Below are 12038 nucleotides of genomic sequence, written 5' to 3'. Positions count from 1 at the left end.
CATCAACCAACTTAAAGGAAAACGCCCATGTGGAAACGTAAACCTATCGATGTCACGCTCGAATACCGGTGGCGGTATGAGGATCCACGTCTTCAGCTGCACCACCAGAGCGAATACATGGCAAACCCTGACAACGAGTATCACTACCGGTATCTCCGGATAGTCGATCGTGTCACACTGACTGTCATCGCGATCATGGTCATGATCGCAAGCACAGTTGAGTACGGCTGGCGCTCTGTTCCGGTCGGCATTGGCGCCATTGTTGTAGGGCTGATTGCAGCTGGCCTGCTGTTTTGGATTCTGGAGATCTTGCTCCATATCTTTGCGGGCATCGTATCATCATTTATCGATTGGATAACAGGAGACTGATGTGACCAGCGATACACATGAACTCCGGTGGGACAATCCGCTCAGTGAAAAACACCGTGAGTACCAAAACAACGTAGATGCAACCTTTATCTGGATCTTGATCTTTATGGTCTGTATCTACAACTTTGGATTCTGGGAGTCTGTCATTCTCTATCTGAAATTCCTGGTAGCGGTCTTCGCAGTTGCCCTGGGGGTAACGCTTATCGGCGCGGCCGTCAGTCTGATCGTAACCTTGTTTGGGACGATCACAGTGTTTCGTATCTGGAACACCAAGAAGAAAACACGACCCAAGAAGTGATCGGGTACAGGGGTTTCCCCTGTACCCTTTTTCTTTTTTGGCCTTAGGAATCGTCTGATACTTTTTAGACACTGAAGGAGTCACCATGGGAAAAGGTTTGTTTTACGACGAAGTCGAAGACGGCGCAGTCGCTGAAGTGGAGTCTGGTTTAGACTCTCTGGATCCAGCCGGTGAGATCGACGAGCTGGGGTCTTCAACAGGTATGGCTCTGGAAGGCTTTAAAACAGCTTCAGGTCATCTTCGATTGGTCGAGGGTATGCGAGATACCCTCACACATCAAAAAGCGCTTACAGCGCCTTATAACGTGTCTCTGGAAAACTGTCGTCTGGCTCTGGCCAGTTTGTCAGGGACATCCAAGAGCACGTCTATCCCCGCCTTGGAAGATTTCAAGAACCCCTATGCCGCACAGGCTTCACAGCAGATTGCGCTGGAAGGCATTGGCGAGTTCATCAAGTCCATCTGGAAAAAGTTCAAGGACTTCATGTCTGCGTTGTTCAAGCGCATCGGCTTGTTCTTCAAGCGGATCCTGCGGATGGAGCTAGATCTGTCCAGCTATGAGACTTACACTCAGAACCTGGTGGCCAAGCTCCGGGTGAACAAAGCGATCAACAACACCAATCGCCCTATCCCAAGCAGGTTGCCGGCATTGCTAGCTCAGGGCGGCATGTCTAAGATGGACGACAAGTACCTGACCACCGAGGGACTGATGAAGATCTATGGTTTGCAGAAAGCCATGCATCACATCGGGTTCAGCAACGCCAGCCCTTTGGTCAACGATGCGGTGTACAAAAATATCGAACATTATGTCGGTGAACTGGCCAATAAGCTTAATTCAGGGATTGCGGTGACAGACGTGACGTCTGCCGAACAATCTATCAAGGTTGAGGTTTTCAAGTTCCTGGATCAGTTGTTTCCTTTTACCTTGACAGATGACAAGGATCTGCCGGAAGACGCTTACGATCGACTGTACGAAGAGTTTGATCGCGCCCAGTTGTCAGGCGGTAAGGTCGTGGTCCGCGCTGTCTCTGAGGTCTCTAACAGCCGTGACTCCTTGCCAGCTGGTGTGAACATGTTTATGTTCCACGTTGCACAGGCTAACCTGTTTATCACAGGGAGCTCTTCTGAGAACACGCACGTGGACCAGACGCTGATGCCTATCAACAATCTGGACATCTTGGTCAAGCTGGAAGAAGACTATCGCAAGCGTGTCAAACCGTACACCATGAAAGGTGTGGACAAGTTTGTGAACCAGACGGAAGATCGGATCAACAAACTGATGCGGACGACGGAGATGAAGCTGTCTCAGATCGACAAAGAAGTCAAGGGTTACACGCCTGACCAAAAATCGGTAATTGTGAAGAACTTTGTCGCGAAAGCGGTGACTGACCCAGGTACTCTTGCGTTTGATCAAGCATGGGCCGCCAACGTCCCTGAAGAGTGGCACGGCACAGCCGCCGTTTTGACTGATTTGTCCAACGAACCCAGTGCCGAAGATGCGTTAAAAGTAACGTTGGACACCCTGTCTAAATTGTCAGAAGGCCTTCGTGAGTCATTTTATCCGGCGGCTGACGCCTATGTTAGAGGTGAAACCGCTTCTACTGCTGGAGGCGTTGCTCCTGACGCAGCCGAAGCTCTGCGAGCTTTGACCAAGTTCATCCTGAACTTCCTCAGTCGACTCCAGGTCATTCTTCGTGAGCTCATGACCAACTTCTACGGTACCTACTCCAAGGTGCGCTTCGAGATGGTCAAGTACATCTACGAGAGTGCCCGGCAGTTCTCCTACTAACCCTCTGGTACCAGGCTAAGTTTTCTTAGCCTGGTACTCTTCACAAAGGACACTCATGCCAACCATGACCGTGGCTCTTCCAGAGACCAAGAAATCCATCCTCAATTCTGTCTACTTCGGTATCGTCGAACAGATCGCTACCCAGATCGGTATAGCCCCCACTGAGCTGGTCGTGGTTCACAACGACATCGAGATCAGCAAAACCGACAACCGCAACACGTCCTCTATTCAGGATACCGTTAACCGTCCGTCTACGGTAGGTCAGCGGCGTATCACAGCAGTCATCTCTGAGACCTACAACGACGACTACTTGGGCACTGACGCTGTTCGAGAGTTTGAGAACACGCCTTACTTCATGGACGCTGTCCTGGGGATAGTGATCACCCCGGTCTATGTCAGGTCGGAGGTGACTGTCAGTTTCCAGTTCACGACACCGTCCAAGACAGAGGCCAGACGACTCAGAGATGACATCCGTGTTCATCTGAACCAAGCCAGGAACATCCTTCACCACGACGTCGTGTACAACGTCATCTATCCGAAGATGGTAGAGACCTTTGTGGAAGATGTTCACGAGCTGAGAAGTCGGCTCCTTCCCAACACTTTGTCTGAATACTTTCGGTCTTGCAGTATACAGGGCACGCACCTCATGTCTGACCTGGTCGGCACCACCACCAACCATCGGATCGCTGTGCGAGAAGGCGGAACACGCATCATCGGTGTGTTTGATTTTGGTGGGTCTCCAGACGCTGTGGAGTCTGACAACTCTGCCAACACCCACAAGCTGACCGTCCCTTACAAGTTCAGCATCGACGTCCCCAGGTGGTTCACAATCAAGTACCCACCCATGGTCTGCAACAGACCCATGCCTGCCAAGTACCTCCAGTACATCGCAGATGCCAAAGCCAAGCCGATGGATGACCCAGCGACCCAGAGAAGGTCTATCTCGTCTCAGAGTCTGTCCATCTTTGAGTCTAACCGATCACTGACGCAAGTCATGAATCTGGATCTGCCTCTTAACCTGCCGACCTTTGACACCTTCCGTAACCGGATAGGTCACGCCGGCTACGCTCACCTGGTTTCTGTGCTGGTGGTTATCGACGAGACAGACAAAGTCTCTCTCCTGAACCTGAAGGAGATTGATGGTGACTACCAGATCAACCCCAAGTTCTTGGAGTACATACGGACCATCGATCGTGAAAAGATCATCCATCCGCACATGTCCTGCTTCTACCTAGGGTTGCACCAGGACGACACACACTTCGACAACAACATCCTGACAGTGGATGCTAACCTGAATGTCAAGTCCAAAGTACCTCTCCGTCTGATCAAACCCACTCGTGTCACTCTGAGTGTGAACATCGATGTGACATCTCTGGATCATTCGGTCATGTATCGGATGTATGAGCACAAGGACTACCTGCTGTTTTACCTGACTTCGTTGATTCAGGCTACCAAAGACTTCCGGGTAGAACGGCTTGGAATGTTTGTACCTGAGCACACTTTGCAGCGGTTCTTTCTTCTGATACTGGAAGATGGTCTCAAAAAGAAACAGCACGAGTTTCTGAGTAAAGTCATCGACATCATCGGTATGGACGGACAACTCATGGGGCTCTTGACCCACACGCTGTACCACAGCTTTCCTCAGATGTATCGCAGATTATCGGGAGTCACCAACTTGGAGAACTACCGTGTCAACAAGAACTTCAAGAGTGACTACTTGAGCCATGGTACGTATGCCATGTCCACGGTCATGTTGACCTCTGTAGAGGCTGGTTATCTGAAAGACATGTGAAGACTCACAGCCCGGGTAAAACCGGGCTGTGAGCTTCTTTAAAGGTAAGAAATGATCTGATGTTAATAAGGGAATATCCATGCCAGTTGTCCAGTTAAGTCCGACGTCATCGGTAAATGACAACCACAAAACGGTACCTGAGGTACTGACTGCACCCAGTCAGTCCAACTTCACCACACTCTTCCCTGAGTCCAAGGCTGGCAGTCTTCTGAAGTACGTAGAAGGCTACCCGTGGACAGTGCACTACTACGGACAGATCCTGAACCGTGCCAACGGTTTGGATCACTTTGACAACCAGATCCCTGATCTGCTTCAGCCCGTGACAGAGATCTTGGGCATGATCTTGCAAGTCACCTCTCCGCTGACAGCCAGCTACGACGAAGCCACTGCGGTCACTTCTGTCACTGGCGCTGCATTGATGCCTCTGAAAGTTATCCCTAACGTGGGTGACTGCTTTGTGGCTAACGTGGACAGTGGAGAAGACGCGATCTTTGTGGTCAACTCCGTTCAGCGGAAGACACATCGGGCAGAGAGCTTGTATGAGGTCAACTACAGCCTGTTGACTTACGTGACAGCTGACCCAGCATCTGTGGCCGCTCTGAAGCAGCGTGTTCAGGATACGTACTACTTCAACCCTGACACCAACTACTTCAATCGAGATGTCCTGGTCACTCCAGATGTCAAGCATCACACAGATGCCTTGAAGGCGCTGATGGCTTCCTCGCAGGAGTACTACTTCCGTGTCTTCCCTCACTGGGAGATAGGGAGTCTGTTGTTGCCCGGTACCGACGAAACCTTTTACGACCCTCTGCTGAAAGACTTCATTCACAAGACGGTAGATCTGCCACCTGAGGTGGGTGCGCGGTTCTTCACCTACACCTACAGTGATCGGTACATCGGGAAACACAGCTTCTTCGATCTGCTTTTGACACGGGAATTGGGTTTGCTGCCTATGGTAGGGAAACGGTACGGCTTTGCGTCTACCTTGTCTCTGAGAAACCATCTGAGATTCGATGCGATTTACCACACTCTGGTCAAGAACATCGTCTACCCTATATCCCCTGACAGATCGACAGACATTGAGTCAGTCATGTTGCAGAGAGAAACACCGCCGTTTGTGACAGGGTACAAGACTGCCAGAAACTACAGCTTGCCGTCGATCCAGATCGAGACCCAGTTGAGCGGCTCTCTCTACACGAAGCCCCTGTTGCATGAGCTGTTTGTGAACGACAGCTACATCGTGTCTGAGCACTTCTACACCTATCTCTTGGACAACTCCACCTATGGGCAGATCAGCTACTTTGAGTTGCTTCTTGTCAGGTTCTTGAAGGGTGAGGCGATCACTCGTCAGGATCTCTACATGCTTCTGAAGGACTACCAGAAGTGGAGCCTCTTACACCAGTTCTACCTTCTGCCTGTCGCATGGCTGATGGTGAAATGCAATCTTTAAACAGGAGTACACATGCTCACGAAACCCCAAGTCGCAGCGATCATCGCTGCCAACTTTGCAGATAACCGCATCTTTGCCACCCCGTTGTTTGTCAGCAAGCTGCTTGAACGTTCTGTCCACGGTGGCGGCATCGATCGGTACCGCATGACCAATACACTCACCGGCCAGCCTATCACCACTGAGGCTGAGTTCTTGGCCGCTGTGAACGCTTGTGACTTCACCCTCAACTATCCGTTTGACTCTGAACCCATGAGCACCGACCGTGTGACCGGGTTCTATGTCACGGTGAAGAACATCTCGATCAAGTTCCATCAGTACTCTGAAGAAGACGCTTTCTTCGGACGCTTCTTGGATTTCGGACGTCACCCTGATCATCGCTACGGTGTCCAGTTCTATCTGGGCTACATGAACGATGGTGACGAAGTGCTCCCTATCAAGGTGATCTGGCAGCGCATGTACCATCTGAAAGACTGACAGGTGTCCACCGAGGGGCTTCGGTCCCTCGGTGGATATTTCACTGTTTGCTATTAGTTTGACTGAACACCAGGAGTTCCTATGAGTTTTTACAGCAGACACGCTCGTCGGATCTGGAACGATCTTTACCGAGTTATGATCCCAGATCTGGTTACGCAGAACCCGCTCTACCTCCAGAAGTTTGGACACTTTGTCTCAGGAAACGAGACTCTGGACAGACAGCGACAGAACGAATACACCACGGTGATGATCCCGATCATCAGGATAGCCGAGTACTACAACGACGGGATTGTGGTCAAGGTTCCTTCCAGGGATGACATGCTTCGCATGCACAAGAACATCGAGATGTACCTGGACGAATGGAGAGTCTATCTGTCCACTTCCATCAACGGCGACATCTCTGAAAACAAAGCACTGATCACCGGGTTAGAGAACCTTTCTAAGTTGATCTATGAAAAAGCTCAACCCAAGGAAGTCATCACACAACTGTTCAACAAGTCAAGCGTGGGTCTGGTGAACCCTTTGCAAAGACTGATGGAGCAGAAGAAAGAAGTGGTCAAACCGGACTACGACAGTATCAGCAACTTGTTAAAGGCTCGCCGCAAAGGCAGCAGATTCTGAGGCTATCATGGGCTTGACATTCAGCGCTAACACGTCTATCTTCTCTGCGGTCTATCAGAACTACGACAAAGAGGTCAAGGCCAGAAAAGGTAAACCCAGCTTTGGGTTCCAGCTGGTACTTCACACCAAGAGCCACGACTTGTCCTCTACTCACCGGGTCTTTATCCGAGAGCTTGTGATCCACAGAAACTACGTGGACGCTATCGGTGACCACATGGAAGTTCGGATCGCTATCCCTCTGGGGACCTTTCTGTACGATGTCTACGACCACATGGACAACATGGAGGTCACTCTTCGTGTCCGAAAACAGATGACCAAGGATACGCGTGGCACACCCTCTGTCGTGGTCACGCGTTACAAGGCTGTCTACCTGACGGACAAGAACACCGGGATACCCAACAACAGGTTCATGTCCAAGGATGACTTGAATCAAGGTTTGCCTGTGGTGATCACCTTACAGCTCTTAGACAGGTCTGTGGAGGCTCTGAGAGCCAAGACCGTACCCGGTGGGTCCATGGGTAACATCCGTGTCCCTGTGGATCAGTTTGTTCGAGCCATCGTGTCCTCTGAGTCTAACAAAGTGCTGATCGAGGGCATGCCCAGTTTGAACGCTGTCACCGCACAACCTGCGACAGTGACCACACCTCTGGGGTACCTGACACTGCCGTCTTTCAAGCGGTTGATCGAGATACCTGATTACATTCAAGAAAGGTCTGTAGGTATCTACAGCGCTGGATTGGGGTGCTATATCCAGAAGGGGTCTCTGGATTACCAGACACACAAGACCGGGTTCTGGATGTACTCCTTGTACGATCCAGACAGAACAGTTGACAACACTGTTCAGTGCACGGTCTACTGCTCGGATGAAGGCAGTAAAGCCGCCAGTTATCCTGCGGTATCCAGGAAAGACAACAGTCTGACCATACTGGCGCAAGGCATCTCTGGTATCACGGAGGACAAAGAAGCCAAGGTCATGTCAGAAGGCTCCGGATTCCGTGTCGGTAATGCTGCCAAGATGCTGGGTCCTGACGCTTTCAAGATCACCAAGAAGGGTCCGGTCTTTGAGCGAAACAAGATGACCACCGAGGTGGTCTACAAGAAGCGGGCAGACGGCGTGCAGTTTGCCCCTCAGATGGGGAACTACAGCAACCACCTGGTTCTGTCCTCTGAGGTCATGAAGAAACAAGCCAGCTTCGCCACTGTAAATGTGATCAACCTGGATCACGACTTCATCCTTCCTGGTAAGTTGACAGAGATTGTGTACTACGGATCGAAGACAGTGGTCTCAGGAACAACCAGTACCGTGACCAAGGGGTCAATGAAAAGAAAAGGGATCTTGCACGAACTGAAGATCACCTACAGCAGCCTCAACAACAACCCTATCATGGACCACAGTTCGACCATGGTGGAACTTATCTCTCACGCAGAACTCAAGTACTGCGTGGGTGCGCTTTTGTAAAAGGAACAGAGATCATGTTCAGCTATCTCAAGAACAAGTTTTTCAAACGCAAACAGAAACCAGCGGAACCTCATGTCCCGTTTGACCAGCTGACTGACAAACAGAAGCTGGTGCTGGAGTTTCAAGCCCTGACTAAAAAGCAGGGCGGGTGTATGCACAAGGAACTGGTGACCGTCGCTGCGGTCTGGTTCAATGTGGACATGCGGTCGCTGTACTACAGGCTCAAGGAACACGGCAAGTATGGTCAGTGGTTCCAGATCAAAAGTGTCAACATAGAGTACGGTAAAACACTTGGTGAGGTGAACGATGTGATCATCGTGCTGTATGACGCCGCCTACGGCACCAGTGAAAGCTCTAACTTTTTCATCACGTTGTCCATCAAAGTCTTTGACGAATGGATGGAGCCTGTGGACATGAGTCTGATGCGCGCCATCCGAGCCAAGCACACCTGAAAATCAAGTGGCAGATATACCAGGAGAAAACATGACCGTCTTGTCCGTTAACACGCGCTACAACTTTTCTGTGCACGCGCCGTCCATCCTCGGAAGCAACTTCCGCAACGCTGAACTGATGGCTGAGCTGAACTACCGCACAGCCTTGAAGTTTGGTGACGTGGTGCTTCGTCATCGTCAGGTTTACCCTTACCTGCCAGCAGACACCGAATCCGATCTCACCAAGTACAACTACTACCTCTTCAAGATAGGGGACAAGGAAGTTGTCTTGGCAGATGTCTGGATTCTTCCTGAGACCGTGGAGGTCGCCGTCGGAGGTACCTACACAGTGCGGCTGTTGGGTGTCGCTGAACCTCAGGTGAACATGATCCGCGAACAGCTTCGGTTGCTGGGGATCTCTTTTGAAATTGCACAACTCTGAAAGGCATCCCCGTGAACAACGTCTACACACAACCTACTACCTCGTATCAGGACTGCAAGCCCGACTCGCCACTGATCAAAACCACCGGTTCCAAAGTGGTCAAGGCCGAGGTCTATCCGATTGTGTCTATCATTGACCGGAAGACCCACAACCGGTTTCAAGAACTGGGTATTTCCGATCGCGATGCCGCTGACCTGTCTTCCTACAGCAAGAACACGAAGATCTCTGATCTGACCCACTGGCATCTGCTGGAACTGAATAACCGGTTCTATCAGTTTTGGCACGGTTACACCGTGTACAGCCCTCTGCAACCCTCTATGTCTGTCAGAGACAAAGAGCACGTTAACGAGACTGTGCGCCGGGTTTATCTGGGCGCGCCTGATTCGGAGGCGAAAGCATCCTATGAAATTCGACAGGTCGATGGTCAAAAGGCTTTGATTGTCGTCGAAAATGGGTTTCTGCATCACCTGACACAGAGTAAGGAAGAAAGCACGGCTTTCGTCCTGGCCCTTCTGCGTTACTTTGACAATCTTGGGGTGTCGTCCACGACCCTCAATGGGTTTTACCTGAAGCTTGCGATGATTCCATCCTTCATGGATGTGTTGAAAACACGAGCGCTGGTTTGACCTTTCTGGAAGTTTCAAGTTTTCCTTTTTTCTTTTTTCCATTAGGAGTATTTCATGTCAACTCTTGCCTCCAAGATTGCCGGCAGCTTCCGCGGCTCCCACGATCCCCTGCGCGACCTGCAAAACCGTTTGGCTGTTCTGTCCGCCAGTGCCGCCACCAACAACCCCGGCCTGGGCAAATCGGTGATCGCCACCGAAAGCTTCGACGAAGCTCAGCTGGCCACCCTGACTGGCGCTCTGACCAACACCGAAGCACAAATCCGTGACATCGTGGGTTCTGCTGACCTGGGCATGACGTTCAAGCCTTTCTCGCTGGAAGCTGCCACGATCGGCGCTATGATGGCCACCGCACCTCGCGAAGCCATCACCGCCAAACCCCGCGCCATTCCCGCCGGTGCCATGGTGATGCATGTGAGCGCCCCTGACGCACGCCCTGATCGCGGCTTTGCTCTGGAAGCCTACGACGACCGTGAAAACCGCAACATGCAGGCCCACACGACGATGTACAACTTGCTGGCCACCAAGCAAGATGAATTCGCCGAAGGCTTCTACCCCACGATCCTGACCTCCCCCAACGAAGCCGGCCTGGTGATCTCCACTCGCCTGTTCTTCCTGTTCAACGACTTCAAGCGTTCGGTGACCGGTTCCCTGGCCAACTACGGTCGCAAGAACTTGGTGCGTGCCTACACCGACACGACCATGCTGCGCAATGAGCTGACCCGCTGCGTGCCTGTTCTGCGTGACGGCGGCGGTGCCGACGACAACGCCGCGATCTTCGTGGACACAGCCAAGGCTCCTTCCTGGACCATGGACCTGGGTGGCGTGACGGTGGAAACCGGCTACCTCAAGGTGGACAACAAGATCGACAAGATCGGCACTTCCCAGACCGACCAACTGCTGGCCTCCGGCGTGATGGGTCCGACCGACTCTCTGGACTCCTTCATCAAGCTGGAACGTCTGGCCGTGGAATTCACCGACGGCACCGACAGCGACGTGATCTCCCTGAACGTCTACGACCTGCCCGGTTCTGCCTACACCTACAGCGTGCAGGGCAACACCCAGCGCATGCAGCTGGTGTTGGACACGAACTCTCTGGTGCTGGATTCCACGACCACCAAGATCGACGGCGCTCCTCTGGACTACCTGACCGAACTGGCCACCCACAGCGCTCGCGTGTCTCTGACCATCACTGGTTCCGTGACCATGGACACTGGTGCCGGTGTGGTGCAACGTGGTCAACTGTCTCTGGACTCCCTGCGCAACGCTTCTGGCCAACTGGTGACCGGCGCTGTGTTCAACGCTCTGGCTGCCAAACTGGCCGCTGGTACCATTCTGGGCTACACCGACGAGTGCTACCGCAGCAACAGCAACTTGCGTCAGCGTGGCCGCCTGCTGGACACCCAGACCAAACTGGCCGTGATCCCTGTGCCCTACCGTGCGCCTTTCTCTGTGCTGGCCCCTGTGACCGGTGACTCCTCTGAAGACACTTCGCGCATCGAAACCCTGATCTCCACCGTGAACGTGGCCATCAACGGTGACGCCGTGAACGAACTGCTGAAAGACGTCGAACGCGGCCGTGCCTACCGTGCTGTGGCCGATGCCACCGGTGCATTCCCCGAGTCCACCGCCATCGGCTCCAACCACGTCATCCCGTACTTCAACGAAGACGCCATGGACATGGCTCTGATCGTGGACAGCAAGTCTTCTGCCGATCGTTTCAACGACATCCGTGCCGCCATGGTCGAGCGTCTGCGCTTCTTGGCTGTCGAGATGATCGAGAAGTCCGAGTACCTGGCTGTGGGTCGTGTCATGACCGGCAACCCCGACTTCAAGCCCCGCGTCATCATCGGCTGCGACCTGAAGACCGCCACCTACCTGCAGAAGGCCGGTGAAGTCTCCCTGTTCGGCGACCGCATGGACACCACCGTGGTGGTAACCCTGGCTGAAGCCTTCAAGGGCAAGATCGTGATGTCGCTGATCATCGAAGATGGCAAGCGCAACAGCGAAGTGAACCCGCTGAACTACGGCAACTTCCTGGTGACTCCAGAAATCGTGCTGAACATGCCCCTGTCTGTGGACGGCCAAACCAGCCGCACCCTGACCGTGGTGCCACGTTTCGTGCGTTTCCAGAACTTGCCTGTGATGACCTACGTTGAGGTCAGCAACCTGCCGGCTGTGACCAAGAAGGTCGCTCAGAACTTCCACAGCGTCTAATTGAACCACTGATCCAGTGACAGAGTAACCCCCCTAGAGACCCACAAGGTCTCTAGGGGGGACTCTTATGTTGTCT

General features: G+C 52.5%; 12 protein-coding genes. All 12 read left to right on the top strand.

Going from position 1 to position 12038, the window contains the following annotated elements; all coding sequences use genetic code 11:
* The first annotated feature begins 27 nt into the window (after positions 1-27).
* Positions 28-369, top strand: coding sequence for a hypothetical protein (locus PHN51_11710; GenBank protein MDD2819444.1), 342 nt, complete (start codon positions 28-30; stop codon positions 367-369).
* 1 nt (position 370) lies between these two features.
* Positions 371-667: a hypothetical protein gene (locus PHN51_11705; protein ID MDD2819443.1), complete on the top strand. Its 297-nt coding sequence runs from the start codon at positions 371-373 to the stop codon at positions 665-667.
* Between the two features lie 85 nt (positions 668-752).
* Positions 753-2453: a hypothetical protein gene (locus PHN51_11700; protein ID MDD2819442.1), complete on the top strand. Its 1701-nt coding sequence runs from the start codon at positions 753-755 to the stop codon at positions 2451-2453.
* A 55-nt stretch (positions 2454-2508) separates the two neighbouring features.
* The gene (locus PHN51_11695) at positions 2509-4245 is read left to right on the top strand and encodes a hypothetical protein (protein ID MDD2819441.1); all 1737 of its coding nucleotides are present in this window, start codon (positions 2509-2511) and stop codon (positions 4243-4245) included.
* Between the two features lie 79 nt (positions 4246-4324).
* Positions 4325-5695 carry a hypothetical protein gene (locus PHN51_11690; protein ID MDD2819440.1) on the top strand — a complete coding sequence of 457 codons (1371 nt, stop codon included), beginning with the start codon at positions 4325-4327 and terminating at the stop codon, positions 5693-5695.
* 12 nt (positions 5696-5707) lie between these two features.
* Entirely contained in the window at positions 5708-6169 is a 462-nt protein-coding gene (locus PHN51_11685) for a hypothetical protein (protein MDD2819439.1), read from the top strand.
* A gap of 81 nt (positions 6170-6250) precedes the next feature.
* Positions 6251-6790, top strand: coding sequence for a hypothetical protein (locus tag PHN51_11680; GenBank protein MDD2819438.1), 540 nt, complete (start codon positions 6251-6253; stop codon positions 6788-6790).
* A gap of 193 nt (positions 6791-6983) precedes the next feature.
* Entirely contained in the window at positions 6984-8249 is a 1266-nt protein-coding gene (locus PHN51_11675; protein MDD2819437.1) for a hypothetical protein, read from the top strand.
* Positions 8250-8263: 14 nt separating this feature from the next.
* The gene (locus PHN51_11670; protein ID MDD2819436.1) at positions 8264-8701 is read left to right on the top strand and encodes a hypothetical protein; all 438 of its coding nucleotides are present in this window, start codon (positions 8264-8266) and stop codon (positions 8699-8701) included.
* A gap of 31 nt (positions 8702-8732) precedes the next feature.
* Positions 8733-9122, top strand: a complete 390-nt coding sequence (locus tag PHN51_11665; protein ID MDD2819435.1) for a hypothetical protein — start codon at positions 8733-8735, stop codon at positions 9120-9122.
* Between the two features lie 11 nt (positions 9123-9133).
* The gene (locus PHN51_11660; GenBank protein ID MDD2819434.1) at positions 9134-9748 is read left to right on the top strand and encodes a hypothetical protein; all 615 of its coding nucleotides are present in this window, start codon (positions 9134-9136) and stop codon (positions 9746-9748) included.
* A gap of 54 nt (positions 9749-9802) precedes the next feature.
* The gene (locus PHN51_11655; GenBank protein ID MDD2819433.1) at positions 9803-11962 is read left to right on the top strand and encodes a hypothetical protein; all 2160 of its coding nucleotides are present in this window, start codon (positions 9803-9805) and stop codon (positions 11960-11962) included.
* Positions 11963-12038 lie beyond the last annotated feature (76 nt).

The sequence above is a fragment of the Candidatus Nanopelagicales bacterium genome (assembly GCA_028687755.1).
In the GTDB taxonomy this organism is placed as follows: domain Bacteria; phylum Actinomycetota; class Actinomycetes; order S36-B12; family S36-B12; genus UBA11398.
Note: the sequence above shows the minus strand (reverse complement) of the source record. Positions and strands in the feature narration are given on the sequence as shown.

What these genes read in the sequence shown, in the direction of transcription:
- PHN51_11710 (MDD2819444.1), top strand. Translation starts at nt 28, where the DNA reads ATGTGGAAACGTAAACCTATCGATGTCACGCTCGAATACCGGTGGCGG.
- PHN51_11700 (MDD2819442.1), top strand. Translation starts at nt 753, where the DNA reads ATGGGAAAAGGTTTGTTTTACGACGAAGTCGAAGACGGCGCAGTCGCT.
- PHN51_11695 (MDD2819441.1), top strand. Translation starts at nt 2,509, where the DNA reads ATGCCAACCATGACCGTGGCTCTTCCAGAGACCAAGAAATCCATCCTC.
- PHN51_11690 (MDD2819440.1), top strand. Translation starts at nt 4,325, where the DNA reads ATGCCAGTTGTCCAGTTAAGTCCGACGTCATCGGTAAATGACAACCAC.
- PHN51_11685 (MDD2819439.1), top strand. Translation starts at nt 5,708, where the DNA reads ATGCTCACGAAACCCCAAGTCGCAGCGATCATCGCTGCCAACTTTGCA.
- PHN51_11680 (MDD2819438.1), top strand. Translation starts at nt 6,251, where the DNA reads ATGAGTTTTTACAGCAGACACGCTCGTCGGATCTGGAACGATCTTTAC.
- PHN51_11670 (MDD2819436.1), top strand. Translation starts at nt 8,264, where the DNA reads ATGTTCAGCTATCTCAAGAACAAGTTTTTCAAACGCAAACAGAAACCA.
- PHN51_11665 (MDD2819435.1), top strand. Translation starts at nt 8,733, where the DNA reads ATGACCGTCTTGTCCGTTAACACGCGCTACAACTTTTCTGTGCACGCG.
- PHN51_11655 (MDD2819433.1), top strand. Translation starts at nt 9,803, where the DNA reads ATGTCAACTCTTGCCTCCAAGATTGCCGGCAGCTTCCGCGGCTCCCAC.